This window comes from Yinghuangia sp. YIM S09857, from assembly GCF_051388915.1.
Taxonomy (GTDB): Bacteria; Actinomycetota; Actinomycetes; order Streptomycetales; family Streptomycetaceae; genus Yinghuangia.
In genome coordinates this window covers 1-26,636 of sequence record NZ_JBPKBH010000020.1, presented here as the reverse complement: position 1 = coordinate 26,636, position 26,636 = coordinate 1, and the positions used below count along the sequence as shown (strand labels likewise).

The window sequence follows — 26,636 nt, the reverse complement described above, 5'->3', positions numbered from 1 at the left end:
CGGGTCAGCAGCGTCATCCCTTGCGCCGCGGCTTCCCTCGCCCAGCGCCCTTGCCACGGGACTGCGGCGCAGCCTTCCCGGCTGCTTTCCCGGCTGCTTTCCCAGCGGCCTTCCCGGTCCCCGACCTCGGCCGCGCCTTCGCCGGGCTCTTGGGCTGCGGCGGGGTCGGCTGCCGGCCGCGCGAGCTGTTGACCGTCCGGCCGCGCACGATCCCGATGAACTCCTCCACCAGGTCCGTGGTCTCGCCCTCGCGCCACGACAGCGCGACGCGCGACTCCGGGGCGTCGGTCAGCGGCCGGTACGTCAGATCCTTGCGGTGGTGCAGCCGCGCCAGCGACTGCGGCACGGCCAGCACGCCGACGCCGGCCGCCACCAGCTCGATCGCGTCCCCCGTCGTCGCGGGCCGCTCGATCGCGGGCGTCCCCGGCAACCGCTCCCAGGCCAGCGTGTCGTCGAGCGGATGCAGGACGACATCGTCGGCCAGGTCCGCGGCGGTCACCTCGTCCGCCGCCGTCACGACGTGGTCCTTGGGCACGACGACGACCGTCGTCTCCGTATACAGGGGGATCGCGCTCAGCTCGGTGCGGTCGACCGGCAGGCGTACGAGCCCGGCGTCGGCTCCGCCGTCGCGCAGCAGCCCGGCCGCCTCGTGCGCGGTCACCGCGACCAGTTCGAGCGGGACGTCCGGCACACGCTCGTGCCAGGTCCGCACCCACTTGGCGGGCGTCACCCCGGGAACGTACGCGAGCCGGAACGAAGCGGGTGTCTCCGAGCCTGTCACCCCGTCAGGTTACCGGGCGTGATCCGGGAGGCCGCGCATGCTCGCTACCCTTGGCGCCATGACGTCGCACAAGACCGCCCAGACGATGAAGCCCGCCACCGCGGCGAAGAAGCTGGGCGTGTACCTCCAGGCCACCCCCGCCGAGTTCCAGGAGGGTGTCGTCTCGCGCGACGAGCTGAACGCGCTCCAGACCGACCCGCCGGAGTGGCTGCGGGAGTTGCGCCGCAACGGACCCCACCCGCGTCCCGTGGTGGCCGCGAAGCTGGGCGTGTCCATCGCGGGCCTCGCCCGCGGCGGCGTGACGGAGGCGCTGACCACCGACGAGATCGAGGCGCTGAAGGACGAGGCGCCGGAGTGGCTGACGCAGGAGCGCGCCACCCAGGCCGAGGTCCGCCGCGAAGCCGCGCGCCTCAAGGAGCGGCAGGAAGAAAAGCAGGCCAAGCAGGACGCCCCGACCGAGCGGCCCGCCGCCAAACGCCCCGCCAAACGCCCCGCCCAGCGCCCCGCCGGGCGCGGCAACCGGCGGTAGCCCCATGGCCCTGCCGATAGCCGAGCCCTCCGAACGGTCCGAACCCTCCGAACGGCCTGAACGGCCTGAACGGTCCGAGCCCGCTGCCCACTCCGCCCCCTCCCCGCGCCCCTACCGCGTCACCTTCGTCTGCACCGGCAACATCTGCCGCTCGCCGATGGCCGAGTGGGTCTTCCGCAAGGTCGTCGCCGACGAGGGGCTGGCCGACCGGGTCGAGGTGGACAGCTCCGGCACCGAGGGCTGGCACCGCGGCAAGCCCGCCGACCACCGCACCGACGCCGTCCTGCGCGCCGCCGGTTACGAAACCGGCCACGCCGCCCGGCCCTTCGACGCGCGGTGGTTCCCGGCGTACGACCTCGTCGTCGCACTCGACGCCGACCACCACCGCGAACTCCGCCGCCGCGCTCCCGACGACGCCTCCCGCGCCAAGGTCCGCCTGCTCCGCGAGTTCGACCCCGAGGCCCTCGACGACCTCGACGTCCCCGACCCCTACTACGACGGCCCCGAAGCCTTCGAACACGTCCTGACCCTGATAGAAGCGGCCGCCCCCGGCCTCATCGCCCACATCCGCGGCACATGGAAGCCATCGACCTGACCCCCACCCAGCCGCCGACCCAGGGCCACGTGTGAGATGCCACGGATGCCGACTGACGGCCCCCACGCTTCGGACAGGCGCACGCGGCGCCTGCGGAGCACCGACCGAAGCGCCACAGCGACTGGGCATACGCGCTGGGATGTGGACGCGGAGATCGCCGCGATCGAGGCCGAAGACCCGCACGCATTCGACGAGGTCGAACGAGACCTCGACGCCCGCCTCGCCGCCGAGGCCGCGAGCGGGACGTAGGACGGGACGTGAGCGACGTGCGGAATGCCCCGGCTTTCGCCCGCCGGCGTCGCATCGTGGTCGTACGATGACGATCGACGGGTGCCCGGCGGTGGTTTGAGTCGGACCGTACGACGTCGCAGGACGATGGCGGAGGCACGGGTAGGAGCGCAGCCGCTGGACGACGGCGAGTCCGCGACGATTCCGCAGCCGCCGATGGAGGCGAACGCGTTGCGCGTCGCCGTGGCGCGCCTGCTGCCCGAGGAGTCCGCGACGTTCGAACACAAGTACCGCGAGGCGTGGGACAACGCCTACCGCACGTCCAGCACGCAGCCGATGCGGACTTTCCTGGTGGACTGGTCGATTCGCGTCGCTGTCGTTCGCGTTCCCGAGCGCGCTCGGCGCTGGCGGAACCTTGAGCACCTGTCGATGACCGCGCCCGACAGGACCGCGTCACGCGCGGCGTCGGCGGAGCTCGGCAAGTTGCTGCGCGAAGCCGAACACGAGGTCCTCGGCCGGTGAGCACATGGCAGACGACGCGGTCGGTCCGGGGGTCCGGACCTGGCCGCGCCGTCGTTGCGGGGGTTGGGAGGGTCACCCCATGTGGACCGCGCCTCCTTCGGAGGGGAGGGCGTCCTTGCCGGCGTTGACCAGGAGAGCGGCCAGGACGGCGCCGACGACCATGATGGCGGCGGCCCAGCCGAAGGCCTGGGTGTAGCTGTCCAGGCTCGCCTCCACGAAGACCTGCTTGGCGACCGCGGGGTCGCCCATCTGCGGGCCGGCGTTCGCGGCCTTGTCGGCCATGGAGTCGTCGAACGCCGAGGTGGCGATGCTGTTGAGGAGCGCCGTGCCGAGGGCGCCGCCGACCTGCTGGACAGCGTTGATCGAGGCGCTGGCGGCGCCCGCGTCGTGGCCGGTGATGCCGATCAGCGCGGTGCTCGCGACCGAGGTGAACACCAGGCCGAGGCCCAGTCCGATCAGCACCATGCCCGGCAGGACGTCACTCAGGTATTGGCGCTCGGTGGAGATGAAGGTGAGCCAGAACGTCCCGCCCGCGGCCAGCAGGGAGCCGACGATGAGCGGGATCCGCGGGCCGATCTTGGGCAGCAGCGCCGCCGAGGCCCCCGCGGTGATGAACACGCCGATGGTGATGCCGAGCGCGCCCGCGCCCGCCTTCACCGCGCCGTATTCGAGCACGACGCGCATGTAGAAGATCATGAACAGCGTCGAGCCGATGAACGCCGCACCGACCAGCAGCATCACCAGGAGCGCGCCGCCGCGGTTGCGATCGGCGACCACCCGGAGCGGCAGCAGCGCGTGCTGCGTGCGGCTCTCGATGACGGTGAAGAGCACGAGCAGGACGACGCCGGCGACCAGCGAGACGACCGTGATGCCGTCGGTCCAGCTCTCCTCCGCGGCGCGGGTGAAGCCGTACACGAGGGCGGCGAGGCCGAGGGTGACGGTGATGGCGCCGGGGATGTCGTACCGCGTGTTGCCCTCGGCGCGGCTGTCCTTGAGGATCGGCATCGCGGCCATGATCGAGACGATCGCGATCGGGACGTTCACCAGCAGGGTCCACCGCCACGACGCGTACTCGGTGAGCACGCCGCCGAGCAGCAGGCCGATGGCCGCGCCGCCGGCGGAGATGCCGCCGTAGACGGCGAACGCCTTGGCGCGCTCGCGGCCCTCGGTGAAGGTGACGGTCAGGATCGCCAGCGCCGCGGGGGCGAGCAGTGCGCCGAAGACGCCCTGGAGGGCGCGGGCACCGAACAGCATGGCCTCGTTCTGCGCCACACCGCCGAGTGCGGACGCGGCGGCGAAGCCGGCCATGCCGGTGACGAAGGCCTTCTTGCGGCCCCAGAAGTCCGCTATGCGGCCGCCGAGCAGGAGCAGTGCGCCGAAGGAGAGCGCGTACGCGGTGACGACCCACTGCTTGTTGGCGTCCGACATGCCCAGGTCGGTCTGCGCGTCCGGCAGGGCGACGGTGACGATGGTCGCGTCGAGCACGACCATGAGCTGGGCTACGGCGACGACGACCAGCACCCACCAGCGGTTCGAGGACTGGCCCTCGGGCGCGCCCTGGGGTGTCGGTTGGGACGGATCGAGAGTGGCTTGGGACATGGAGGTACCCCCGGTGCGGGTTTCGGTGGAGTTCTGTCCGACCGGACCGGTTGCGGGCCCCGGGTCGGCAATGGTCGCCGAGCAGCTTCGGCTGACGGGTGGGTCGACGGACGGATGGGTGGGTGGGTCGGATGACGGGTCGTTCGGCTGAACTGTGGTCGGCTGTCGGTCCTACGGATGTCGGCTTACGGGTGTCTGACGAAGGGGACCGTCTAGCTGTGAAGGAGTGCGGGCAGGACCACGGAGTCGATGACGTCGTTGAGGTACGCCTCGGTGGCCTGCTCGCCGTCGCAGAGCGGTCTGTTGAGGACCGCATGGACGAGGATCCCGCCGCAGTGGTCGGTGGCGGCGGGCCTGCGGGCCAGCTCGCCGCGGGCGACGGCCCGCTGCACGAGGGCGTCGAAGGCCTCGCGCTCCGGCTGGATGAGGACTTCGCGGAGCATGTCGCCCAGCTCCTGGTTGGTGATGACGGCGTGGCTCATGGACGCGAGGAGCGCGCCGTCCTCGCGGGCGAATCCGGCGAGGTGGCGGGCCACCGAACGCAGGTCGCCCTCCAGGGAGCCCGTGTCGTCGCCGCCGAGGCTGACCGGGCGCAGGTGGGCGAGCGCGTGGATGACCACTCCGGGCTTGCCCTGCCACTGGCGGTAGAGGGTGGCCTTGCTGGTCCGCGCGCGGGCGGCGACGGCGTCCATGGTCAGCGCCTCGTAGCCGACCTCGCGCAGCAGCTCGATGACCGCGTCGTACAACTCGCCGGCACGCTCCGGCGTCAGCCTGCTGCGTCGCTCGGGCGTCGTCGCGTGCTCGGTCGGCATTCCGCCCCCTTCCGTTGTCCTCGGTGAGCATAACCCATCGAAACGAAACCGTTTCGTACGGGAGGTGCCTTCCGGAGCCGACTCGGTTAACGGGAACCGGCGGGGATCCGACCTGATTCCCCGTCAGGAAGGATTGGTCGCATTTTTACGGATGAAGAGCGCGGGAGGCGGCGTCCGGGGAGGAGAGGTCGGCAGGAGCGGCGACGGTAGCGCTCCCCCCGGGGATCCCGCGAGGGGCGTCACAGACGGGCACGGCATCTCGTCACATGCATGACGAAGAAGTCATGGACTCGTGAAAGGCTTGCCGCGAACGGCAGGACAGCCGCCCATGGCCCCTCCCCCGGAAGCCCGCCCTTGGCGACACGACACCGGTGAAGGTGGCACCTTGACCGGGTCGGCGCGGAGGACATGGGAGGCTTGACATGTCGCAGGCACCGCCGGGCGTGGTCCCCGGCGATCCGTTCGTGGAAGGCATCATCCGGGCCGTCGACCTTCGGGAGCTGCACGACGCGACGTCGGACGGCTTCCAGCACGCGCTAGGGCGCGAGATACCCGTCAACGTGTACGGCTCCCACCTCCGTAGCGCTCAGGAGGCCGCAATAGCCGGCCTACACTTTGCGCGAGTCGCCCGGGGCAATCCGACGTTCACGGGACTGTTCACCGAGAATCCGCGGGCCGGCGCCGAGGGTTCGCCCGCTTACGCATCATTCCGCACGGGTGAGGTGGTGCTCAATCGCCGGTTCTTCGGCGAGGACGGCCGCACCGCCTTGCTGAACATAGTGGACCAGCAGTTGGGCGCCAACCTGCCCGAAGTTCGTGAGCTGGGCGCCATTCCCGTGGTCCTCCACGAGGTCGCACACACCAAGCACTACGAGATGATGCATACGGCCAAGGACCGCCTGACGAACTTCACCGAAGCCGACCATGCCGCGGCCGCTGCCCTGCGTCCCAAGCCTCCCCTGTTCGACGTGGAAGGCTCACCGGAATCCGCACCATCGGCTCGAAATGCAGCCCTCTTGGAGCGGCTCGCGGGCGCGCAGGCTCCCGCCGCGCACGTTCCCCGCGAGGTGTCGGCGATTACGATGCCGATGCTCGTCGACGCCTTCGGCGGGCACCGCGTCATGAGGAACAAAAAGGAGATAGCCGCGGATGCCGTTATGCATCTCGGCATCCAGGGAGACGACGCACCCCTGGCAGTCAAGCAGATCGCGGGCCAAATTCTCGACCGCGAACTGACCTACGCGCTCATCGCGGGGGCGCCGGGGCTCCGAGCGACCGCCTCCGAGATGAGTCGCCGTCTGGACACGGGCAGTTGGGAGGCTGAATCCCTCGGCGTGCATACTGCGCCGGAGGCGAACCGCGAGCACGCACGGGAGTCGGTCCGCGTCAGGTCACGCCCAGACGTTGATCAGTGGCGGACGGCGGCCGTCGCGGCCGCCGGATTCCCGCGTGAGTCCGCACCGCCGCGGCCGCAGCACCGTCCCGCACTGGAGGCGCCACCGACGCGGTCGATGCTTGAGCCCGCATCTCGCAGGCTGCCGGCCGTACGCGCTACCGAAGGGGCACCTCAGTCTCGTGCCGCAACAGTGGGGTTCAGCGCGATCACGCCCCCGGCTCGCGGCTCGGAGACGAGCCCCGGCCAGGCCGGGGTGTCTCCGGCTTCGGGTACCGGCGACGTGGGGAGGCAGCCGGACACAGGCCCCGGGAAATCCCAGCGAGCCCCGGGATGGGATCTGGACCAGGGCCTTGGGAACTGAGTCGCGTCCCGTTCGGCGGGCGCAGGGCGCGCCCTCGTCCTTCAGGCCAAGTCCTCGATGAACGCTGCTAGTTGCGCCAGGTTGCGGCATTCGACCATCGGGACGATCCGGTCGTACGTCGACGACGCCGAGTCGCCCGTGTCCCAGTCCCGCCGCGGTTCCGGGTTGAGCCAGTGTGCGCGCCGGGCGGTGTCGGCGAGGCGGGTGAGCGCCGGGAGCGCCAGTTGTCCGTAGTTGGAGCGGGCGTCCCCGAGGATGAGCAGTGCGGTCTTGGACCCCACCACCTCCGGGTAGCGCTCCGCGAAGAGTTCGAACGCGCGGCCGTAGTTCGTGCGGCCGCTCACCCACACGAGATCGGCCTCGGAGGTCATCCGTTTCATCGCGTCCGCCACGTCCACCCCCGGCGCGAAGTAGCCGGTCACCTCGTCGAGGTTGTCGATGAAGGCGAAGACCCGGACCTTGCTGAACTGCTCGCGCAGGGCGTACGCGAGCAGCAGCGTGAAATGCGCGAAGGACGAGACCGAGTCGCTGACGTCGCACAGCACCACGAGTTCCGGCTTGTGCGGCCGCCGCGGGCGGTGGAAGGTGCGCACCGGCACGCCCCCGGTCGACAGCGACGCGCGGACCGTGCGCCGGAAGTCCAGCCGCCCGCGTCGCCCCGCCTTGTGCTTGACCGCCAGCTTGGTGGCCAGCCGCCGCGCCAACGGGTGGACGGCGCGCCGCAGTTCGGCCAGATCGGCGCGCGTCGCCCGCAGGATGTCGATGTTCTCCAGCGGCGGACGCACCGCGACCTTGGCGACGCGCTCGACCGAGGTGTCCTCGGCCAGTCGCCGCCGGACCTCCGCGGTGATCATGTCCTGGAGCGTGCTGATGCGGTCCTCAAGGGTGCGCCGCGCGGTGCGCTCCGCCAGACCGCCGCGCTCCTGCCCGGCAAGCACCGCGCGCAGCAGCCCGGCCATGAGGGTGCGGGGGTCCAGCGCGGCGCCCACGGTGTACGCCGACCAGGTCTGCCGCGGCGCCCCCGACGGGGACCTGCCGTACGCCGCCACCGCCTCCCGGACGAGCTGCCGCATGCCCGCCTCGTCGCCGTCCAGCAGCAGGTCGAACAGCCGCTCGCGCATCTCGTCGGCCACCGGGTCCGGCGGCCGCGGCCCGCCGCGCGGACGCTCGGGGCGCTCGGCCGGCGGCCCCGCCGCGCCGTCCCCGATAGCGGCCGGGAACCACAGGTCGAAGAGTGTGTCGAAGGTCGCGCGGTGGGTGGGCCGCTTGACGACGGTCGCCGCGTACGCCGCCCGCATCGCCTCGCGGTCGACCAGGTCCAGCACCGTCAGCGCCCGCGCGGCGTCCAGGCCTTCGGCGAGCGAGACCGGCAGCCCGGCGCCGCGCAGGGCGTCCAGGAAGCCCACGTGCCGTTCGAGCAGGGCCATGCCGCTACCCCAACTCGGCGGTGGGAAGGCCCAGTTCCTTGGCCGCGCGGGTCTGGTCCGACACGTGCTTGAGGACGACGCCGAGTGTGCGCGCGATGGCGTCCTCGTCGAGGGCGTCGGCCTGGAGCGCGAGCAGGGTCCGGGCCCAGTCCAGGGTTTCCGCGATGGACGGCGACTTCTTGAGGTCGAGCGCGCGCAACGTCGCGACGGTGCGCACCAGTTGCTCGGCCAGCGCCTCGGTGATGCCCGGCACCTGGGCGAGCACGATCTCGCGCTCGCGCTCCGGGGTCGGGTAGTCGAGGTAGAGGTACAGGCAGCGGCGCTTCAGGGCCTCGGACAGCTCGCGCGTGGCGTTGGAGGTCAGCACGACGAACGGGCGGCGCACCGCGCTCACGGTACCCAGTTCGGGGATGGTCACCTGGTAGTCCGACAGGACCTCCAGCAGCAGGCCCTCGACCTCGACGTCGGTCTTGTCCGTCTCGTCGATGAGCAGCACGGTCGGCTCGGTGCGGCGGATCGCCGTGAGCAGCGGCCGGGCCAGCAGGAACTCGTCGGAGAAGATGTCGTCGTGGGTGTCGGACCAGTCCTGGCCCTCGGGGGTGGCCTGGATGCGCAGGAGCTGCTTGCGGTAGTTCCACTCGTACAGCGCGCGGCCCTCGTCGAGCCCCTCGTAGCACTGGAGGCGCACCAGGTCGGCTCCGGTGGCCGCCGCGACGGCCTTGGCCAGCTCGGTCTTGCCGACGCCCGCGGGGCCCTCGACCAGCAGCGGCTTGCCGAGGGCGTCCGCGAGGAAGACGGTGGTGGCGATGTGCCCGTCGGCCAGGTACTCGCCTTCGGCGAGGCGGCTCCGCACATCCTCCGGAGAGGCGAACAACGACGTCACGGCGGCTCCCTCGGCCTGCGGACTGACCACGTGCAACTTGACTAGGTCAAATGATACTGCGCGGTCATCGGGTGCCGTAGGTCGTGTCCGGCGGACGCGGCCTAAACCCGCCCGAGCGCGGCCGTCCGCAGCTCCACCAGCAGGGCGCCGACCCGGTCGCGGTCCGGGTGATCGGGCAGCACCGAGTCGACCGCGTCGAGCGCCGCGATCTCCCGGTCGAACAGCGCCGAGAACGCCTCGGGGTCGTGCGCGGCCAGCTCGCCCGCCGCGAAGAGCTCGTCGCGCTGCGCAGTCATGTCGATCACCAAACGGCCGGTCGCGAGCAGGCCGTACGCCTGGCGCAGCAGCCGCAGGCAGTGCCTCCCGTGCTTGGCGGTGCGCCGCGCGGTGTCCGCCGAGAAGCCCTCCTTGCCCGCCTCGTGCCGCGACAGCAGCTTGCGGGACTGCTGGAGCGCGTAGCCGCCGTACGCCCCGCGCACGCCCGGCGTGGACAGGAACGCCTCGCGGGCGGCGACGAGTTCGCGTCCGGCCTCGGTCGTGACGACATAGGAGTCCAGCCACAGCAGCTCGCTCACCGTCGGATTGCCCTTGAGGGCGAGCGTGGCGAACTTGTACAGCTCGTGCATGGTGACGTCGGGGTGCGTGGTGACGCGGGAGCCGGTCAGCACGGCCGGCCCGCTCAGGCCGAACAGGTCGGCCGGCTCGGCCATGTAGACGCCGAGCCGGTCCTCGTCCGATCCCTCGGTCGCCAGCCCGTACGCCGTCGACCCCACCACGCCCACCAGCAGTTCCCCGGTCATCGCACGAGTATCGGGGACGACCGGCGCCGGAGCGTACGGCTTTTCAGCGGTTCGCGGCCGCGACGATCATCAGCGTGCCGAAGATCACCGCGAAGCCGAGCACGTAGACCGACAAGCGGATCCACATGCCGTTCTCGCGGCTCTTCTCGGACTCGGTCCTGGCCATGGCGGCCTCCTCTCATACGGCGGCGGGGGCTGGGTGCGCGGCTCGGGTGCGGCGCGGGCACAACGCCGCGGTCTCAGCGGCGGCCGGTCTCAGCACCGCGGTCTCGGTGCGGCGGTCTCAGCACCGCGCTCTCAGCACCGCGGTCTCGGTGCGGCGCCGCGCGGGCAACGCCGCGGTCTCAGTGCGGCGGAGCCGTCGGCACGCACGCGGTGAAGGCGACCATCGCCGGCGCGGCGTGCACCATCAAAAACTCGACCGGCACGTGGTCGTCGGCGGACTCCATGACATGCGGCGTCGCCGAGTCGAAGTGCGCGACGTCGCCCGGCGCGAGCAGGTGCGTGGTGCCGTCCAGGGTCAGGCGGAGCTGGCCCTTGAGCACGTGCAGCCACTCCTCCCCCGGATGCACCCGGGCCGGGCCGGTCGCGCGGCCGGGCGGGACGCGTACCCGCAGCGCCTGCATGCCCCGCCGCGGGCTCCCGGCGCGCCAGTATGTCCAGCCGTGTGCGTGGAAGGGCTCCGCGCTCTTCGCGCGGATGACCGTCTCCTCGCCCCCGGCGCGCTCGCCGAGCAGGGCCGCGACCGTGGTGGAGTACACCCGCGCGAGGGTCAGCAGCGCGGGCAGCGACGGCTGGCGCCGCTCGTTCTCCAGGCGGGAGAGGTAGGCGATCGACAGGCCGCTCACCCCGGCGGCGTCCTCAAGCGTCAGCCCGTGGCCGAGCCGGGCCTGCTTCAGACGTTCGCCGAGGCCCGGTGCGGCGGTCTCGGAGACCGGTTCGGCAGAGGGCTGCGACACGGAGGTTGTTCCGGGCATACCATCACGCTAACCAGCTGTCTACCACTCTGGCAATTTTTTTGCCCAGGAGGCAAAACCGATGGACATAGCCCTGCTTCAGGCGCAGTCGCAGCTCATCATCAGACAGAACTTCCGCCTGATGGTGAACCAGTACGTCGTGCACCTGGTCAACCCGGACGGGACGCACGGCCAGGTCGTCGCCTACGCCCAGCAGAAGCGCGGCAAGCTCAAGGAAGAGGTCGTCCTCTACACCGACGAGTCGAAGGCGTACGAACTGGCCCGCTTCAAGGCCCGCCAGATGCTCGACATCCGTGCGCAACACGATGTCACCGCGGTCGACGGCACTCCCCTGGGCATGTTCTCCAAGAACATGAAGAAGTCTTTCATCCGCTCGACCTGGCACCTGGAGCGCCCGGGCGCCGAGCGCTCGACCGGCCAGGAGCGCAGCCTGTTCGGCGCGATCCTGCGCCGCCTGTGGGGCCTCATCCCGTACGTCGGCGCCTTCCTGCCCGCGCCGACGTACCACTTCGACTTCGTGGGCGACGACACGCAGACGCCGATGCTGCACATCGAGCGCCAGATGAAGCTGCGGGACCAGTACTTCGTGACGTTCACCGACCCGACGCTGGACCGTCGCCTCGGGCTCTGCGTCGCGGTCGCGATGGACGCCATCCAGAACCGCTGACCGGCGGGCCGGTCCCCCGCTCCTCCCCCCGACCGGCTCCGCACCCCGTACGGGCCCCGCCGCAGCCGCGCGGCGAGGCCCGTTCCGGCACGCCCCGGCCCAGCACGCCCTGATCCGACAGGACCCGGCCCGACGCGTCCCGCGCTCAGACCGCCTCGTCCTCGGGCACCAGCACCGGCGTGTCCACGCGCAGCACCTCGCCGCGGAAGAAGCGCGGCGAACGCCGGGCGGTGACCTCCATGAAGACCACGCCCAGCAGCAGGACGCCGACGCCGATGACGAACACGCTGCCGATACCGCCCACCGAGCTGCCGCTGCCGTAGTCGGGGCTCCACGCGTCGATCAACGTCTTGACGAAGATGGCGCTCAGCATCAGGCCGCCGACCAGCGGCATGACCCCCTTGATGAACAACTCGCGCGCGGACCGGGTGAGGTCCTTGCGGAAGTAACGCACCGACGAGAACGCGGTCAGCGCGTAGTAGAAACAGATCATCAGGCCGAGCGCGGCGATCGTGTCCTCCAGCACCGAGGTGCTGACCAGGGTCATGACCGTGTAGAAGACGCCGGTGACGATGCCCGCCGTGACCGTCGCGAAGCCGGGCGTCCTGAAGCGCGGGTGCACGCGCGAGAAAGCGGGCGGCAGCGCCTCGTACGTCGACATCGCCAGGGCCGTGCGCGCCACCGGGATGAAGGTGGTCTGGAGGCTCGCCACCGAGCTGGCCAGCACCGCGACGAACAGCAGGATGCCGAGCCCCGAGCCCATCACCGGGTCGGCGAGCTTGGCGAAGATGTTCTCGTCGTCGGTGTTGAGGCCGAGCCCGGTGTCGCCGACCCCCGCGACCATCAGCGTGGCGATGCCGGTCATGAGGTACGCGCACACGATGACGACCAACGTCACCATCGCCGCGCGCCCGGGCACCTTGGCCCCGCCCGCGGTCTCCTCGTTCATGGTCAGCGCGGTGTCCCAGCCCCAGTACATGAAGATGGACAGCGACAGGCCCGCGGTCAGCGCCGCGAAGTTCTCGATGCCGAACGGGTTCAGCCACTCGAACGAGAACGACAGCGACGTGTCGAAGTCGCCCGCCTGCGCCTTGGTGATGGCCATCACGACGAACAGCGCGAGCACCGCGAGCTGGAGCGCGACCAGGATGTACTGCACGCGCTTGGTGACCGTCATGCCGCGGTAGCTGATCGCGGTGGCGACGGCGATGAAGAGCATGCAGGTCGGGATGTGGACGGCCTTGTTGTCGTCCCAGCCGGCGATCCAGTCGCTGTTGAACAGCTCGCCGAGCGTCAGGTAGAAGAACGACGTCCCGATGCCCGCCAGGTTGGACAGCACGATGATGGTGGCCATCACGAGGCCCCACCCGCACATCCAGCCGACGCGCGGGCCGAACGCCTTGACGGTCCAGGTGAAGGACGTCCCCGCGTCCGGCACGACCTTGTTGAGCTCGCGGTACGCGAACGCGACCAGCAGCATCGGGATGAACCCGATGAGGAAGATGGCCGGGAGGTGGACGCCGACCTCCCGCACGGTCGGCCCGAGCGCGCCGGTGAGGGTGTAGACCGGGGCCACCGTGGAGATCGCGACGACGACGCTGCCGGCGAGGCCGATGGCGTTGTGGCTGAGGCCCTTGTCCTTGATGTCCGCTTCACGTCGGTAGTGGAGCTCGCCCGGGCCGCGGGGTCCGTCGCCGTGCCGACGGGTGTTCTGGTCTGTCACAAGCGACCAGACTAAATCAGGATCGACGGACTATTGACCACCACGCCTGCGGTTCCAAGGACAAAACCGGACAGCTGCTTGCGGGTCTGAGACAGCTGTCACGCTGCGGCCCGTGCCTGACGGCGGTGCGCGGGAGGTCCCGCTCAGACGTCGACCAGGTCCTCGGGCCGGATCGGGATGCGGGCCAGCGGCCGCCCGGTCGCCGCCCGGATCGCCGCCACGACCGCGGGCGCGGCCGACACGGTCGGGGCCTCGCCGACCCCGCGCAGCCCGTACGGCGCGTGCGGGTCGGCCAGTTCCAGCATCGCCACCGGCATCGACGGCGCGTCCGCGATGGTGGGGATCAGGTAGTCGGTGAACGAACCGTTCACCACCAGGCCGTCGCGCACCACGATCTCCTCGGTCAGCGCGAGGCCCATGCCCTGCGCGCCGCCGCCCTGGATCTGCCCCGCCACCGCCTGCGGGTTCATCGCCCGGCCCACGTCCTGTGCGGCGGCCAGCTCGACCACCTTCACGATGCCCAGCTCGACGTCGACGTCCACGACCGCGCGGTGTGCGCAGAACGTGTACTGCACGAAGGCGTCGCCCTGCCCGGTCACCGGGTCGAGGGCGTGCGTGACGCGGTGGCGGTACTCGGCGGTGTGTTCGACGACCCGCCCCGCCAGCACGTCGGCGAGGTCGTCGAGCACCGCCCCCTCCGCCGCGACCACCCTGCCGCCGACCAGCCTGCTGTTGGACGGGCGGTCCGCGAGGCGCAGCACGTCGTCGCGGACCAGGCGGCAGGCGTCCCGCACCGCGCCCCCGCTGACGTACGTCTGCCGCGACGCGGACGTCGACCCCGCCGAACCGACCGCGGTGTCCGCCGGGTGCAGCACCACGCGCTCGACACCCAGCTCGGAGCGGGCGATCTGGGTCCACACGGTCACCCCGCCCTGCCCGACCTCCGCCGCCGCGGTGTGCACGGTGACGACCGGCTCCCCCGCGACCTCCTCCAGGCGCACGCGGGCGGTGGAGTAGTCGTCGAAGCCCTGTGAGAAGGCCACGTTCTTGACGCCGACCGAGTAGCCCACCCCGCGCCGGACGCCCTCGCCGCGCGTCGACCACGAGTAGCCGCCGGGCAGTTCGCGGTGGTCCTCGGACGACTCCGGCAGCGGCATGCCGCGCACGATGCCGAGCAGTTCGGCGACCGGCGCCGGGGAGTCCAGCACCTGCCCGATGGCCGTCACGCCGCCCTCGGCGAGGGCGTTGCGCTGCCGGAACTCGACCGGGTGCAGGCCGAGTTCGGCGGCCACCCGGTCCATCTGGCTCTCGTACGCGAAGCACGCCTGCACCGCGCCGAAGCCGCGCATCGCGCCGCACGGCGGGTTGTTGGTGACCATGCCGATCGCCTCCAGCGCGACGTTCGGCACGTGGTAGGGCCCGATGCCGAGCCCGGCCGCGTTGCCGACCACGGCGGCCGTGGTCGAGGCGTAGGCGCCGCCGTCCAGGACGATGCGCGCCCGGACGTACACGAGCCTGCCGTCGCGGTTGGCGCCGTGCTCGTACTCCAGCACCGCCGGGTGCCGGTGCACGTGGCCGAGGAAGGACTCCTCGCGCGAGTAGACCATCTTGACCGGCTTGCCCGTGTGCAGCGCGAGCAGGCAGGCGTGCGCCTGGAGGGTGATGTCCTCGCGCGCGCCGAACGCCCCGCCGACGCCGCCGAGGGTCAGCCGCACGCGCTCCTCGGGCAGGCCGAGCACCGGGGCGAGCTGGGCGCGGTCGACGTGCAGGAACTGGGTGGCGACGTACAGGTCGACGCCGCCGTCCTCGCCCGGCACGGCCAGCGCCGCCTCGGGACCCAGCGGTGCCTGGTCCTGCATGCCGATCGTGTACGTGCCGCGCACCACGACGTCGGCGCCCACCCCGTCCGGGTCGCCGCGCCGCACCGGCTGGCGCGACACGATGTTGCCCGGCCAGTGCGGGTTCACGGTCGGCGCGTTCGGGGCGAGCGCCTGCGCTTCGGTGACCACCGGTTCGAGGAGTTCGTACGCCACCTTCACGCGCGCCGCGGCGCGGCGCGCGGTCTCCGGGTGGTCGGCCGCGACGACCGCCACGGGCTCGCCGTGGAAGCGCACTTCGTCGGAGGCGAGGACGGGCGTGTCGGCGACTTCGAGGCCGTAGAGGTTGCGGCCCGGGATGTCCTCGTGGGTCAGGACCGCCTCCACGCCGGGGGTGGCCAGAGCCTCGCCGATGTCGATGGCGAGGATGCGTGCGCGGGCATGCGGGCTGCGGACGGTGGCGCCCCAGAGCATCTGGTCGGCCCACAGGTCGGAGGCGTACGCGAAGGAGCCCTTGACCTTGAGGATGCCGTCGGGACGCTGAGGGGTGTCGCCGATGCCGCCGGGCGCGGGCGGCGCGGTGGTCGGGCGCGATGCGGTGGTCGGAGTGTCCACGCGTTCCCCCTGGAATGGCCGGTGGCTGACCGGTGGCTGGTGGCCGGTCCCTGGTGTCCTACCCCTGGTACCCGTCCCCGGTGCGGTGCCTCCAGTGAACTCCCCGGACCTGCCCTCGGGAAAGCGGCAGGTCACCCGGGTGGACGCGCGGCACGGTCGGGCGGCGCGGTCGGGCGGCCGCGGTGCCGCTCGCCCGGAGGGCGGGGCCCGGGCCTCGCGGCGGCCTTCACCTGGCGTGCGGGAGGCCGTACAGTGCCTGCACGGATGGCACTGCGTGCCAGTTTGACACCGCGTCCAGGGGGTTCCGCCCATGCCGCTCAACGCCGAGCTCGCCGCGTTCCTCGATGCCGTCCCGCTGCTGCGCTACGAAGGCGAACCCGCCGCGTTCCGCGCCAAGATGGACGCCGGGATGGGGATGCGGCCGGTGACGACCGAGCTGCCGCGGGTGGCCGACCGGACCGTCCCCGGCCCCGCGGACGCCCCCGAGCTCGCGGTGCGCGTCTACGCCCCGAGCGACGAACCGGGCCTGCCGGTCACGGTCTTCTACCACGGCGGCGGCTTCTGCATCGGCAGCATCGCGAGCCACGACCCGGTCGCCCGCAAGATCGCCGCGGACGCGAACTGCGTCGTGGTGTCGGTCGAGTACCGTCTCGCGCCCGAGCACCCGTACCCGGCGGCGTACGAGGACGCGTACGCCGCGTACGCCTGGGCTCGCGAGCACGCCGCGGACATAGGCGGCGACCCGGGCCGCGTCGCGGTGGCCGGCGACAGCGCGGGCGGCTCGCTGGCCGCCGGGGTCTGCCTGATGGCGCGCGATCGCGGCATACCGCAGCCCACTTTCCAGCTCCTGTGGTACCCGGGCACCGGACTCGACGCCGGGGCGCACGCGTCCAAGCCGAACGACCCGCTGCTCCCGGCGGCCGCGCTGGCGTGGTTCGCCGAGCACTACTACGCCCGGCTGAGCGACGCGCAGCGGCGGGAGTACGCGGCGGTCGGCCTCGTCCCCGACCTGTCCGGCCTCGCGCCGGCGCACATCGTGGTGGCGGGCGAGGACCCGCTGCACGCGGAGGGTGTCGCGTACGCCGAACGCCTGCGCGAGGCGGGCGTGCCGGTCGGGCTGGACGACCACGAGGACCTGAGCCACGGCTTCGTCAGCTTCGCCGACTTCGTGCCGCCGTGCGCGGAGGCCGCGCGGAGCTCGTACGCCGCGCTGCGCGACGCGCTCGCAAAGGGCTGACCGGACGGCCGCGCCGCGGCTGCGTCCCCCGGCGGGCGCCTCGAACGGCACCGGCCGGGCGCGGGCACCTCGGGTCGGCACCGCGGCTGGTGACGGGCGCGGCCCTCAGTCCGAATCGGCCCGCGTGAGGGCGATCAGCGCCACGTCGTCGCACGTGCCTTCCGAGTAGTCCGCAAGGTCGTCGCGTACGAACTCGGCCAGCACCGCCGGGTCGACGCGGTCGCGGCCGCCGAAACGCACCCACAGCCGCTCCTCGATCGGGTAGAACGCGCCCTGCGGTCCGCGCGCCTCGCTGACCCCGTCGGTGTGCAGGACCAGGACCTCGCCCGGCCCGAGCGGGTGCGTGCTCGCCCCGGAGCGCGCGCCCGCGGCCGGGTCGGCCAACACGCCCAGGCCGAGCGGTACGCCGGGCCGGGTCGCGAGCCTGGTCACCCGCCCGCGGCTGAGCAGGATCGGCGCCGGGTGCCCGCGGTCGACGACGTGCACCTCGCGGCGGTCGTACGGGAACTCCAGGAGCAGCGCGGTGACGAACAGCTCGCCGTCCGGCTCGGCGGCCGCCCCCGCGCGGCCGTCGGTCTCGCGGACGAGGCGGCGTTCCATGTGGTCGGCGAGTTCCGCCAGGTCGGCGATGCCGTACGCGGCGTCGCGGAAGCTGCCGAGGACCGTGCCGACGTGCTGGATCGCGGGCAGGCCCTTGCCCCGCACGTCCCCGATCACCACGCGCACCCCGAACGGCGTCTCGACCAGGTCGTACAGGTCGCCGCCGACCAGGGCACGGCGGTCGGCGGCCTCGTAGTACCCGGCCGCCCGCACCGGCCCGAGCCGCGGCGGCACCGGACGCAGCAGCATCAGTTGCAGGGCCTCGGCGACCGAGTTGGCCAGCACCAGGTTGCGGGCGTCGCGCCGCCGCTGCCGGGCGAGTTCGACGCTGACCGCGCCGATGATGGCGGTGGCTATGTAGAGGCCGACATGGTGCAGTTCGTCGAAGTGGTCGTAGCGCCACGCGAAGAGGACCTCCAGCGCGAGGGACAGCACGACGAGCGCGGCGACGGTCCGCGGCGGGCGCGTGAAGGCGGCGAGCACCGGCACCGCGATCAGCAGGAACCCCGACGCGAACTTGGTCGGCAGGGCGAGCTCGAACGCCACGTCGAGGAGGATGACCGCGAAGGGCGCCCACCGGACCCAGGTCGCGGTGGGCGGCGACGCCGGGGTGCCGAGCCCTCCTGCCACGGGGGGATCGGGGGTCGCCTTGGTGCTCACTCACCTCACGATATAGGGATTTGTCCCTTTGTCGTCGCACAGCGTGTCCGGCTCCGCGTCCGGGTCCTTGTCGGCTCCGCGTCCGGATCTGTGTCCGGATCTGTGTCGGCTCCGCGTCAGGCCCCGGCCGGCCGTGCGGCGGCTTCTGGTCGGCCCGCGTCGGCACCGCATAGGCCCGCGTCGCCGCCGGGAGCCGCGGCGGATGCCGCGGCCCGGCGACGGCGCGGTCACGCCCCGATGGCCTGCCGAACGGCCTTGCCTTGCCCGGTCAGATCCCCGTCACCGCGGCATCATGCCTTGTCACCGCGGAACTCCCGACTGAAGCTTCGGATTTCCGCGGCGCTGAAGTTCTCGTGGTCCTCGCCGTAGGCGGTGACCCCGTCGAAGGTCCACGAGGTCAGGCAGTTGACCGTGAACAGGTTCGGGTTGAGGAAGAAGCCGAGGCGGTTCTCCGTACGGCCGTCGGCGTGCAGTTCGCGCCCGAGCTCGTCGATGCCCTCCAATACGACACGTGTCGCCCAGCCGGTCACGTCGTCGCGTTCGACGACCTCGCGGCGGCCCTTGGCGAGCTTGGCCCACACGCCGTCGCGCAGCACGTAGCCGTGGATGGCCACGCAGCCGCTGCCGAAGTCCATCGTGATGGCGTGGAACGCGTCGCGGTCGGAGGCCGTGGCGTAGCTGTAGCCGCCACGGCGCGCGGGCGAGGTCATCAGGCCCTGGCCGAACTGCGAGCGCACGCCCCAGGAGCGGTCGCGGAAGCCGTACGAGTCGACCGGGATCACCTCGCCGCGCATCACGATCGTGCCCTCGTAGCGGCCGGGCTGGTCGACGTGCTTGTCGCCGAGGTAGTGCGGCGGCAGGACGCCGGTGAAGGTCAGGTCGACGGAGATCTCGTCGCCCCCGTCCGGGTCCTCGTAGCGGACCTGGTAGACCTTCTGGGGTTCCAGGCAGCGGTACGAGATGCCGTTCGGGAGGGTGATGTCGGTGAGCGGCTGGTCCGGGATCGGCAGGTGCCAGAAGTTCTTGGCGTACAGCGCGTCGTGGATGTACCGGCCGGTTTCGTCCCAGAAGTAGGCGCCGCCGGCGGCAACCCCCTGGTTCGCCCGGAAGAACGGGTAGAGCTGGCCCGACAATTTGCGCTCGGGAACCGTGAACGTGAACCAGCACGTCTCGGTCCAGTACGGGTCGTCGCTCGTCGGCGGGTGGAACTCGTCGTCAGGGTGCGTGGTCGTCATAGCGCCCTCAGTACTACGAGTACTTGTCAAGGTCAACCAAAAGCACTGTGCAGGGTGGAGCAAGCGTTGGAGACGGTGTCGCTGCAAGAGCTCTGGGACCGGGTGGTCGGCACCCAGCCCGACCCGCCGCGGTGGCTGATCGCCGCGACCGGCCTCGCCGCGGTCCTCGCGGTGCTCTACCGCCCGGTGTGGCGGCCGCTGCGCACCGTCGTCACGATCGCGCACGAGGGCGGCCACGCGGCGGCGGCGCTGCTCACCGGGCGCCGCCTCACCGGCATCCGGCTGCACTCGGACACGTCCGGCGTCACGGTCTCGGTGGGCAAGCCGACCGGGTTCGGCATGGTGCTGACCGCCTTCGCGGGGTACGTCACCCCGTCCTTCCTCGGCGCGGGCGGCGCGGCACTGCTGGTGCGCGGGCACATCACCATGACGCTGTGGGCCACGCTGCTCTGGCTCGCGCTCATGCTGCTGATGATCCGCAACCTGTACGGCGCGTTCGCGCTCATCCTGGTCGGCGGCGTGGTCTTCGCCGTGTCCTGGCTCGCCGAGCCGGACGTGCAGGCCGGATTCGCGTACCTGCTGGTGTGGTTCCTCCTCGCCGCGGGGATCCGCCCGGTCATCGAACTCCAGCAGTTGCGCCGCCGACGCCAGGCCCAGTGGTCGGACGCCGACCAACTCGCCACGCTCACCAAGATCCCCGGCGCGGTCTGGGTCGGCCTCTTCGCCCTGATCGCCGCAACCGCCTTCGGCACCGCGGCAGGCTGGCTGCTGGCCTAGGACCGCGGCACGACCGCCGCGACGCGCGCGACACCGTGCGACCTGCCGGATATCCGCGAAACGATCGGGCCGTGCCCCTGTCGGCGCGCCCGCGTATCGTCGCCGTCCGCGGCCGGGGCGACCCTGGCCGCTTTGTGGCGGGAGGACGGGGACGTGGCCGACACATCCGGGGAGTTCACGGCGAATCCAGGGCGGTACGCGTATGCGCGCGCCGAGCACGGTGGCCAAGGACGCCCGCCGGAGCAGGCCGTCGAGCTGCACCTCCGGTCGGAGACCGGGGTCGCGCACGGGGAGATCCCGCAGGACGCGCTCGACGCCGTGGAGGGCTTCTGGCTTCGGCTGGCCCGTCCGGCGGACTTCTCGATGCTGGGCCGCCTCGGCGGACTGAAATGGCTCGTGGTCCAGGCCCCGGTGCCGATCGACGTCGGCGGGCTGGTGGCGGCGCTCGCGCCGACTCCGGTGCGGAGCCTGCACCTTGAGGCGCCGGTGTCCGACGTCGCGCCGATCGGCGCGCTCACCGGCCTGACCAGTCTGCTGCTGAGCGACACCCTCGTCACCGACCTCTCACCGCTCAGGGCGCTGTCCGCGCTCGACGACCTGGTGGTCGCGAACGGGCCCCTCAGCGACCTGACGCCGCTGCGCGGCATGGGCCTCGGGCGGCTGTACGTCCGGCGCACGCAGGTTGCCGACCTCACGCCCCTGCGCGGCATGCCGACGTTGCAGGTGCTGGGGCTGTCCGGATGCCCCGTCGAGGACCTGTCGGTGGTCACCGAACTCCCCGCGCTGCACCACGTCGGCCTGGCGGGGACGGCGGTCACCGATCTCGGCGACCTGCCGGAGCGGGCTCCGGGCGTGACGTTCGAGGGAATCGCAGACTCCGGCGCGGAGGCCGCGGACTCGGAGGCGGCACCGGACGCCGCCGCGCAGAGCGGCGCGGCGGACCTGATCGCCGCGTTCCGGGCCGGCGACTTCGGCGCCAAGTGGTCGATGCTGGCGCGGCTCATCGCCACGCGCGACCACGAGGCCGTCCAGGAGGCGCTGCGCCACCAGACGCAGGCCGCGGTCTCGGTGCGCGGGCTGCTTCTGCAACACGGCCGCGGCGACCTGCCGTTCGCCGCGAACCCGTGGAACATCCGAGCCGACGCCGGACTGACCGACGCGCTCGACCACGTCTGGCGGCCGCTCGCGGACCGCGCACCCGGTTTCGTCGCGACGATGCACGCCCGCACGCTCGGCCTCGCACTGCTCGCCGACGACGAGACGGGGGACTTCTCGCTCGCGTATCTCACCTGGGGCAGGGACGCGGACCGCGGCGGCAGTTCGGTGCTGCCCTGGCACCAGGCGGGCCCGCCCGTCCCACTCGACGACTTCGCCGGGCCGCGCGACGACGCCTACATCCAGGTGGTGGTCGGCAGCGCCCCCGTCGCCGCCGACCCGACCGCGGAACTCCCGCTCCTCGCCGGGCCGGTGCCCCGCCCGGTCCGCGACTTCTGGTCCGTGCACCACGGCCTCGACAACACCTCGGGCGGTGACATCGGCGGCGAACTGGGCGGCACCGTCCTGGGCTTCGTGGACGGCGACTGGGACACCGGCATCGAACGCACCGGCGGGCTGCCGCCGGACCGGTTCGTACTCGCCGTCGGACACGGCGACTTCGAAATGGACGCGCTGGACCTCGACGTCCTCGACGCGTCCGGCAGCCCCACGGTCGCCTGTTGGCACTGGAAGTCCTGGACCACCGGCGAACACCTGGAGTTCTGGGACTGGTTCGACACCACCGCCGTGAAACGGGTCTGGTTCTGACCGCCCGGGGTCAGACGATGTCGTCGAGCTTGGCCAGCACGCCGTCGTAGATCTTGCGGAGGCCCGACGGGGCGAAGGTCTTCTCGAAGAAGCCGCCCACGCCGCCCGCGCCCTGCCAGCGGGTGTTGACGTTGACCCGGCTGCGCCCCGCGCCCGCGGGAGCGACCGTCCAGGTCGTCACCATCGTGGAGTTGCGGTCCGTCTCCACGAGCGTCAGGTCGGCGGGCTGCGTCACGTCGAACAGGCACTCGCGCGAACGCTTCTTGGTGGCCTGGAGCCGCCAGTGCACGACCGTGCCCTCGCCCTGGCCGCCCTCGCGCACCTCGTAGTCGGAGAAGTGCTCGGTCAACAGCTTCGGACGGGTCGCGGCGTAGTCGGCGAGCGCCGCGAAGACCGCCTCCGGCTCACCCGCGACATCGCGCGAAGCATCCGCGTTGACCTGCCCCATGACCACTCCTCGAACTCGGACGGAGGCCCGGCCGCGGTGCGGCGCGGGCTCTTTGGTGGCGAACAGCAAACCACCTCGGTCCGTCCGGGTCCGAATCCCCTCCGGATCAGCTCGCCGGCGGGCGCACCTTCGGGGTGTAGCGGTCGAGCTCGGGGATGACCTCCTTGCCGAGGATCTCGATGGTCTTGAGGATGTCCTGGTGGTCGAGGTAGCCCCACTGCACGTAGCAGATCAGCTCGTCGACGCCGAGGTCCGCGTACCGCTTCATCTTCTCGACGCAGGTGTCCACGTCGCCGATGACGATCATGTCCGCGGCGTCGAAGGTCTCGACCGGCACCTCACCCTCGAACAGCGGCTTTAGGAGCGGGAAGGTCTTGTCCTGCTCCTCTTTGCTGAGGTGCGGCAGCTCCCATTCGAGCGTGAACATGGCGAGGTTCTTGTACCACCACGCCACCGAGTCCCAGACCTTCTGCGACACCTGCTTGCTGCCCGTGGTGTGCACGAGGGTGTATGCGGCGACCTTGTTGGTGGTCACGTCCGTCAGCGGCGTCGCGGTCTCCGCGGCCTTGCGGTACGCGGCGACCTGCGCGGCCATCGTCTCCAGCGGCTGCATGATCGAGAACGACAGCATGCCGAGCCCGTTCGATCCGGCCACCTCCGCCGAGCCCTGCGACGTCGCGGCCATCCACGCGGGCGGGTGCGGGTCCTGGAACGGCTTGGGCGTCACCATGCGGCGCGGGAACTTGAAGCGCTCCGACTCGTACTCGAAGTACTCCTCGCGCCACATGCCGCACACGATCTCGATGGCCTCGCGCCAGTCGTCGCGCGACTTGGCGATGTCCACGCCGAACGCGGTCTGCTCCATGGGGGTCGAGCGGCCGGTCCCCCACTCGACCCGGCCGTTCGACAGGATGTCGACCGTCGCGACCTTCTCCGCGATGCGCTGCGGGGGCGTGAACCCGAACGGCGTGAGGGTGACGCCGAAGCCCATCCGGATCTGCTCGGTCAGGCCCGCGAGGTGGCCGAGGAAGACCTCGGAGGCCGGCATGTGCGAGCGCCCCTCGCGGAAGTGGTGCTCGACCGCCCAGATGGTGTTGAAGCCCATCCGGTCGGCGAGCCGGACCTGCTCCACGGCCTCGCGGTACGCCCGCTGCTCCTCGCGCCGCTGGCCGTAGGGGTGGTCCCCGTGCCAGGGCCGGGGGACGTCGACTTCGTACAGCACGTCCAGCTTCATGTTCCGCTCCAGATTTTGATATTCTGAAAACCGCTTTGAAATCCGATAACGAGTTTGGCGCGATGTCGCCCAGGTCACAAGGGGGCCGCCATGGTTCGTCCCGCGCTCGCCGCCAGCCGGGCGGTGGAGATCCTCAACTTCTTCGCGACCCATCCCGGGGGCGCCTTCACGCTGTCCGAGCTGTCCGGGTCGCTCGGCATCAACCTCGCCTCCGCCCTGTCCGTGCTCCAGTCGCTGGAGGACGCCGGTTACCTGGTACGGCACCCGCGGCGCAAGACGTACGAACTCGGCCCGGCCCTGGTCGCGGTCGGCGACGCGGCGCTGCGCAGCAACCGCGCGGTCGACCTGGCGCGCGGCGAAATGCGGCCGCTCGCCGACGAGTTCAGCACCGAGTCGATCATCAGCGTTTCGGTGGGCGACGAGTTGGTGATCCTGGCGGTGGAGGGGCGGCCGCAACTGTCGTCCGCGGACGTGCGGGTGGGTCAGCGCATGCCCCTGGTGCCGCCGCTCGGCCAGGTGTTCTTCGCGTGGTCGACGCCCCACGAGGTGGACGACTGGCTGGGGCGCCTCGACCGGCGCATGCAGGCCACCGCGCGCATCCACCTGCCGGTCACCCTCGCCGCGGTGCGCGAACGGGGATACTCCATCACCGTGGAGAGCCCCACCCGCACCGAGATCGGCGCGACGCTGGAACGCCTGGCCGACCGCCCGCGGGAGGCACCGCGGTTGCGCGACCGCCTCGCCGAACTGGCGGCGGCCCTGGGCGAGGTGGACTACGAACTGGTGGAGGTCGACGCGGACGCGACGTACGACATCACCACCATCGTCGCCCCGGTCTTCGACGCCCAGGGCCAGGTCGCCCTGGCGATGACCCTGAACGGGCTCCGCCAGGTGACGGGGCGTCAAGTCACCGCATACGGCGACCGATTGGCGGCAACGGCGCGCCTGGTCACCAAGCAGACGGGCGGGCGGACGCCGGACACCTACTTCGACTGACGTCGCCTCCGACCGACGCCGCGCAGACCGTGGTCGAGTGATGTGGAGGCGCCACGGCCGGTCGACGCCTGCCGGCCGGCCCAGGAAGCCGACCGATCGGGCATAGCCGCTTCCGCGCGCCGCCCACCGCCCGCACGCTGACTCCAGTGCGGGGCCGCGCGGTCCCGGAGAGGAGCACGCGGTGGAGACCCCGACAACGCCCCGGACAGCGCACTCCGCCATGCCCCGGCTCGCGGCCGCCGCGGCGGCCGCGTTGCTCGCGGTGGGCGCGTCCGGCTCGTTCGCCCCGGCGCACGCGGCACCCGGGTTGCCGGGCATCGGTCCGGGCGCCACGGGCTTCGGCGCGCAGTGCGTCCAGGCCTTCTACCACACCATCGGCTTCAGCGACTTCTACCCGGACGCGGTCTACGGCCCGGAGACCACCGCCGACACCAGGCGATTCGAACGCCTGCTGGGCCTCCCGCAGGACGGCGTCGTGGATCCCGTGGTCGGCAGCGTGATGCACACGGTCGTCGACCTCGGTTCGGGCGAGGGCGCCTGGAAGACAGTCGGCTGTTGGTACGAGGTCCCGTCGCTCTGGTAGCCGTGTGGCGCTCCCCCCGGAGACGCGGGTGCCTCGGGAGCGCGGAATCGGCCCGAGGGCCTGTGGTGCGGGCCCGTTCAGCCCGTAGGCTCCGTGCCATGGCGACGGGGGCGAAACCTGCGGGATGGTACGAGGATCCGCACGGGTACACCGGCACCGCGCGGTGGTGGGACGGGTCGGCGTGGACCGAGGAGACTCGGCCCATCGGCGAGGCCGGAACCGAGGCGGGAATCGAGGCCGGACCCGAGGCCGTGGAGCCTGTCGAAGCAGGCGACGAGGACACCACTTCTCCTGACGCGCCGTCAACTCCCGCGCCACCCAACCCGGTTCCCGCGGCGGACCGCGGGCCGACGCCTGCCGCCGTGCCGGGGTCGGTGTGGCCCGCCGCGGCCTTGGCGGCGTCCGTACCCCCGGAACCGCCGCCGCAGCGCGTGGTGTTCGAGGTGCTCGACCCGAATCGCCGCAGGAAGCGCATCGGAGCCGCCGTCGGGTTCGGGACCGTCGCGGTCATGGCGACCGTCTTCGGAATCCTCTTCGGTGCGTCGGACGACGACGGCAAGTCCCCTGCGGCGGACGCGAGTCGGCCCACGGCGTCCGCTCCCGCATCCGGCCCCGCGCCGGGTGGCGGACAACCCGCGCCCGAGGCCACACCCCCGCCCGGGGCGACTCCCGCGCCGCCGGTCCCCGTACCCGCCGACGCGATCGCGCACTGGGAGCTGAACCAGGGCGCGGCCGACACCAGAGAGCGCTTCCACGGCACCACCGCGGGAATCGTCACGTGGTCGCCCGAGCAGTCCGGCAGCGCATTCTTCGCGGGCGACGGTTCGATCCAGACACGTACGCCGGCCGTCGACACCACCAGGAGCTTCACCATCGCCGCGTGGGCGAAGGTCACCGAGACCAAGGCGCACCAGACGATCGTGGCCCAGGACGGCACCCAGGTCAGCGGCTTCTACCTGCACTACAACAAGGACGCCGGCACGTGGGCCTTCGTCCGTACGTCGGAGGACTCCGCGAACCCCGCACAGTGGTACACCGCGTCGTCCGCGCAACCGGCCAAGGTCGGCGCCTGGACCAGCCTGGCCGCCGTCTACGACGCGCCCACCGGGCAGATGACCCTGTACGTCGACGGCGTGGCGCAGGGCTCGGCGGTCGCCGCGCAGTCCTGGAAGGCGGCCGGTCCCCTCACCATCGGGCGCGCCACCAGCGGCGTGGACCAGCTGAACGGCTCGGTCGCCGACGTCCAGGCGTTCGACCGCGTCCTCTCGCCCGCCGAAGTCGCCGCCCTGGCAGGCACCCAGCGCTGACGCGTCAGCTGGGCCGGGAGACCG

The 26,636-nt window shown here is 71.9% G+C and carries 25 protein-coding genes; 11 read left to right on the top strand and 14 right to left on the bottom strand.

Annotated elements, in window-relative coordinates; translation table 11 throughout:
* Positions 1-13: 13 nt before the first annotated feature.
* Positions 14-781: a LysR substrate-binding domain-containing protein gene (locus tag ACRX5S_RS31950; protein WP_436776660.1), complete on the bottom strand. Its 768-nt coding sequence runs from the start codon at positions 779-781 to the stop codon at positions 14-16.
* A 58-nt stretch (positions 782-839) separates the two neighbouring features.
* Between ACRX5S_RS31950 and ACRX5S_RS31945 the strand changes: the two genes are divergently transcribed.
* The 3 genes from ACRX5S_RS31945 (at position 840) to ACRX5S_RS31935 (ending at position 2,655) form a co-directional block, all read left to right on the top strand.
* On the top strand, positions 840-1,310 hold the full coding sequence (locus tag ACRX5S_RS31945) for a DUF5997 family protein (RefSeq protein ID WP_436776659.1): 471 nt from the start codon (positions 840-842) through the stop codon (positions 1,308-1,310).
* Positions 1,311-1,314: 4 nt separating this feature from the next.
* Positions 1,315-1,905, top strand: coding sequence for a low molecular weight protein-tyrosine-phosphatase (locus ACRX5S_RS31940; protein ID WP_436776658.1), 591 nt, complete (start codon positions 1,315-1,317; stop codon positions 1,903-1,905).
* 375 nt (positions 1,906-2,280) lie between these two features.
* Positions 2,281-2,655, top strand: coding sequence for a hypothetical protein (locus ACRX5S_RS31935; protein WP_436776657.1), 375 nt, complete (start codon positions 2,281-2,283; stop codon positions 2,653-2,655).
* 72 nt (positions 2,656-2,727) lie between these two features.
* Here the strand turns inward: ACRX5S_RS31935 and ACRX5S_RS31930 are convergent, their stop codons facing one another.
* Together ACRX5S_RS31930 and ACRX5S_RS31925 are read right to left on the bottom strand one after the other, a co-directional pair.
* Positions 2,728-4,254 carry an MFS transporter gene (locus ACRX5S_RS31930; protein ID WP_436776656.1) on the bottom strand — a complete coding sequence of 509 codons (1,527 nt, stop codon included), beginning with the start codon at positions 4,252-4,254 and terminating at the stop codon, positions 2,728-2,730.
* 212 nt (positions 4,255-4,466) lie between these two features.
* Complete coding sequence (locus ACRX5S_RS31925) at positions 4,467-5,066, bottom strand: TetR/AcrR family transcriptional regulator (RefSeq protein ID WP_436776655.1); 600 nt, start codon at positions 5,064-5,066, stop codon at positions 4,467-4,469.
* A 422-nt stretch (positions 5,067-5,488) separates the two neighbouring features.
* Here ACRX5S_RS31925 and ACRX5S_RS31920 point away from each other — a divergent pair, with 422 nt between their 5' ends.
* On the top strand, positions 5,489-6,823 hold the full coding sequence (locus ACRX5S_RS31920; RefSeq protein ID WP_436776654.1) for a hypothetical protein: 1,335 nt from the start codon (positions 5,489-5,491) through the stop codon (positions 6,821-6,823).
* Between the two features lie 41 nt (positions 6,824-6,864).
* Here the strand turns inward: ACRX5S_RS31920 and ACRX5S_RS31915 are convergent, their stop codons facing one another.
* The 5 genes from ACRX5S_RS31915 to ACRX5S_RS31895 form a co-directional block, all read right to left on the bottom strand.
* Positions 6,865-8,250, bottom strand: coding sequence for a vWA domain-containing protein (locus ACRX5S_RS31915; RefSeq protein ID WP_436776653.1), 1,386 nt, complete (start codon positions 8,248-8,250; stop codon positions 6,865-6,867).
* A 4-nt stretch (positions 8,251-8,254) separates the two neighbouring features.
* The gene (locus tag ACRX5S_RS31910; RefSeq protein WP_436776786.1) at positions 8,255-9,124 is read right to left on the bottom strand and encodes an AAA family ATPase; all 870 of its coding nucleotides are present in this window, start codon (positions 9,122-9,124) and stop codon (positions 8,255-8,257) included.
* A 110-nt stretch (positions 9,125-9,234) separates the two neighbouring features.
* Positions 9,235-9,933 carry a nucleotidyltransferase domain-containing protein gene (locus tag ACRX5S_RS31905; RefSeq protein ID WP_436776652.1) on the bottom strand — a complete coding sequence of 233 codons (699 nt, stop codon included), beginning with the start codon at positions 9,931-9,933 and terminating at the stop codon, positions 9,235-9,237.
* Between the two features lie 43 nt (positions 9,934-9,976).
* Positions 9,977-10,099 carry a hypothetical protein gene (locus ACRX5S_RS31900; protein WP_436776651.1) on the bottom strand — a complete coding sequence of 41 codons (123 nt, stop codon included), beginning with the start codon at positions 10,097-10,099 and terminating at the stop codon, positions 9,977-9,979.
* A gap of 178 nt (positions 10,100-10,277) precedes the next feature.
* Positions 10,278-10,910, bottom strand: coding sequence for a helix-turn-helix domain-containing protein (locus tag ACRX5S_RS31895; RefSeq protein ID WP_436776650.1), 633 nt, complete (start codon positions 10,908-10,910; stop codon positions 10,278-10,280).
* 61 nt (positions 10,911-10,971) lie between these two features.
* On the opposite strand from ACRX5S_RS31895, the gene ACRX5S_RS31890 reads away from it, so the two are divergent.
* On the top strand, positions 10,972-11,577 hold the full coding sequence (locus ACRX5S_RS31890; protein ID WP_436776649.1) for a hypothetical protein: 606 nt from the start codon (positions 10,972-10,974) through the stop codon (positions 11,575-11,577).
* Positions 11,578-11,722: 145 nt separating this feature from the next.
* Here the strand turns inward: ACRX5S_RS31890 and ACRX5S_RS31885 are convergent, their stop codons facing one another.
* Complete coding sequence (locus ACRX5S_RS31885; protein ID WP_436776648.1) at positions 11,723-13,300, bottom strand: APC family permease; 1,578 nt, start codon at positions 13,298-13,300, stop codon at positions 11,723-11,725.
* A gap of 143 nt (positions 13,301-13,443) precedes the next feature.
* Positions 13,444-15,732, bottom strand: a complete 2,289-nt coding sequence (gene pucD / locus ACRX5S_RS31880) for a xanthine dehydrogenase subunit D (RefSeq protein ID WP_436776647.1) — start codon at positions 15,730-15,732, stop codon at positions 13,444-13,446.
* A 310-nt stretch (positions 15,733-16,042) separates the two neighbouring features.
* Between pucD and ACRX5S_RS31875 the strand changes: the two genes are divergently transcribed.
* Positions 16,043-16,969, top strand: coding sequence for an alpha/beta hydrolase (locus tag ACRX5S_RS31875; protein WP_436776646.1), 927 nt, complete (start codon positions 16,043-16,045; stop codon positions 16,967-16,969).
* Between the two features lie 105 nt (positions 16,970-17,074).
* Here ACRX5S_RS31875 and ACRX5S_RS31870 read toward each other — a convergent pair whose 3' ends face one another.
* The gene (locus tag ACRX5S_RS31870; protein ID WP_436776645.1) at positions 17,075-18,229 is read right to left on the bottom strand and encodes a PP2C family protein-serine/threonine phosphatase; all 1,155 of its coding nucleotides are present in this window, start codon (positions 18,227-18,229) and stop codon (positions 17,075-17,077) included.
* A 290-nt stretch (positions 18,230-18,519) separates the two neighbouring features.
* The gene (locus ACRX5S_RS31865) at positions 18,520-19,464 is read right to left on the bottom strand and encodes a hypothetical protein (RefSeq protein WP_436776644.1); all 945 of its coding nucleotides are present in this window, start codon (positions 19,462-19,464) and stop codon (positions 18,520-18,522) included.
* Positions 19,465-19,530: 66 nt separating this feature from the next.
* Here ACRX5S_RS31865 and ACRX5S_RS31860 point away from each other — a divergent pair, with 66 nt between their 5' ends.
* Positions 19,531-20,241 carry a M50 family metallopeptidase gene (locus ACRX5S_RS31860; RefSeq protein ID WP_436776785.1) on the top strand — a complete coding sequence of 237 codons (711 nt, stop codon included), beginning with the start codon at positions 19,531-19,533 and terminating at the stop codon, positions 20,239-20,241.
* Between the two features lie 153 nt (positions 20,242-20,394).
* A complete protein-coding gene (locus ACRX5S_RS31855) occupies positions 20,395-22,044 on the top strand; it encodes a hypothetical protein (RefSeq protein WP_436776643.1) in 1,650 nt (549 codons plus the stop codon).
* 10 nt (positions 22,045-22,054) lie between these two features.
* Here the strand turns inward: ACRX5S_RS31855 and ACRX5S_RS31850 are convergent, their stop codons facing one another.
* Positions 22,055-22,492, bottom strand: a complete 438-nt coding sequence (locus tag ACRX5S_RS31850; RefSeq protein WP_436776642.1) for an SRPBCC family protein — start codon at positions 22,490-22,492, stop codon at positions 22,055-22,057.
* Positions 22,493-22,598: 106 nt separating this feature from the next.
* The gene (locus tag ACRX5S_RS31845) at positions 22,599-23,726 is read right to left on the bottom strand and encodes an LLM class flavin-dependent oxidoreductase (RefSeq protein WP_436776641.1); all 1,128 of its coding nucleotides are present in this window, start codon (positions 23,724-23,726) and stop codon (positions 22,599-22,601) included.
* A 90-nt stretch (positions 23,727-23,816) separates the two neighbouring features.
* Between ACRX5S_RS31845 and ACRX5S_RS31840 the strand changes: the two genes are divergently transcribed.
* The 3 genes from ACRX5S_RS31840 to ACRX5S_RS31830 all read left to right on the top strand — a co-directional run bounded on the left by ACRX5S_RS31840 (position 23,817) and on the right by ACRX5S_RS31830 (position 26,612).
* Entirely contained in the window at positions 23,817-24,722 is a 906-nt protein-coding gene (locus tag ACRX5S_RS31840) for an IclR family transcriptional regulator (RefSeq protein WP_436776640.1), read from the top strand.
* Between the two features lie 181 nt (positions 24,723-24,903).
* Positions 24,904-25,305 carry a peptidoglycan-binding domain-containing protein gene (locus ACRX5S_RS31835; RefSeq protein WP_436776639.1) on the top strand — a complete coding sequence of 134 codons (402 nt, stop codon included), beginning with the start codon at positions 24,904-24,906 and terminating at the stop codon, positions 25,303-25,305.
* A 98-nt stretch (positions 25,306-25,403) separates the two neighbouring features.
* A complete protein-coding gene (locus ACRX5S_RS31830; protein ID WP_436776638.1) occupies positions 25,404-26,612 on the top strand; it encodes a LamG-like jellyroll fold domain-containing protein in 1,209 nt (402 codons plus the stop codon).
* The last annotated feature ends 24 nt before the right edge of the window (positions 26,613-26,636 follow it).

What these genes read in the sequence shown, in the direction of transcription:
- ACRX5S_RS31945 (WP_436776659.1), top strand. Translation starts at nt 840, where the DNA reads ATGACGTCGCACAAGACCGCCCAGACGATGAAGCCCGCCACCGCGGCG.
- ACRX5S_RS31940 (WP_436776658.1), top strand. Translation starts at nt 1,315, where the DNA reads ATGGCCCTGCCGATAGCCGAGCCCTCCGAACGGTCCGAACCCTCCGAA.
- ACRX5S_RS31935 (WP_436776657.1), top strand. Translation starts at nt 2,281, where the DNA reads ATGGCGGAGGCACGGGTAGGAGCGCAGCCGCTGGACGACGGCGAGTCC.
- ACRX5S_RS31930 (WP_436776656.1), bottom strand. Translation starts at nt 4,254, where the DNA reads ATGTCCCAAGCCACTCTCGATCCGTCCCAACCGACACCCCAGGGCGCG.
- ACRX5S_RS31925 (WP_436776655.1), bottom strand. Translation starts at nt 5,066, where the DNA reads ATGCCGACCGAGCACGCGACGACGCCCGAGCGACGCAGCAGGCTGACG.
- ACRX5S_RS31920 (WP_436776654.1), top strand. Translation starts at nt 5,489, where the DNA reads ATGTCGCAGGCACCGCCGGGCGTGGTCCCCGGCGATCCGTTCGTGGAA.
- ACRX5S_RS31915 (WP_436776653.1), bottom strand. Translation starts at nt 8,250, where the DNA reads ATGGCCCTGCTCGAACGGCACGTGGGCTTCCTGGACGCCCTGCGCGGC.
- ACRX5S_RS31905 (WP_436776652.1), bottom strand. Translation starts at nt 9,933, where the DNA reads ATGACCGGGGAACTGCTGGTGGGCGTGGTGGGGTCGACGGCGTACGGG.
- ACRX5S_RS31900 (WP_436776651.1), bottom strand. Translation starts at nt 10,099, where the DNA reads ATGGCCAGGACCGAGTCCGAGAAGAGCCGCGAGAACGGCATGTGGATC.
- ACRX5S_RS31895 (WP_436776650.1), bottom strand. Translation starts at nt 10,910, where the DNA reads ATGCCCGGAACAACCTCCGTGTCGCAGCCCTCTGCCGAACCGGTCTCC.
- ACRX5S_RS31890 (WP_436776649.1), top strand. Translation starts at nt 10,972, where the DNA reads ATGGACATAGCCCTGCTTCAGGCGCAGTCGCAGCTCATCATCAGACAG.
- ACRX5S_RS31875 (WP_436776646.1), top strand. Translation starts at nt 16,043, where the DNA reads ATGCCGCTCAACGCCGAGCTCGCCGCGTTCCTCGATGCCGTCCCGCTG.
- ACRX5S_RS31865 (WP_436776644.1), bottom strand. Translation starts at nt 19,464, where the DNA reads ATGACGACCACGCACCCTGACGACGAGTTCCACCCGCCGACGAGCGAC.
- ACRX5S_RS31850 (WP_436776642.1), bottom strand. Translation starts at nt 22,492, where the DNA reads ATGGGGCAGGTCAACGCGGATGCTTCGCGCGATGTCGCGGGTGAGCCG.
- ACRX5S_RS31845 (WP_436776641.1), bottom strand. Translation starts at nt 23,726, where the DNA reads ATGAAGCTGGACGTGCTGTACGAAGTCGACGTCCCCCGGCCCTGGCAC.
- ACRX5S_RS31840 (WP_436776640.1), top strand. Translation starts at nt 23,817, where the DNA reads ATGGTTCGTCCCGCGCTCGCCGCCAGCCGGGCGGTGGAGATCCTCAAC.
- ACRX5S_RS31830 (WP_436776638.1), top strand. Translation starts at nt 25,404, where the DNA reads ATGGCGACGGGGGCGAAACCTGCGGGATGGTACGAGGATCCGCACGGG.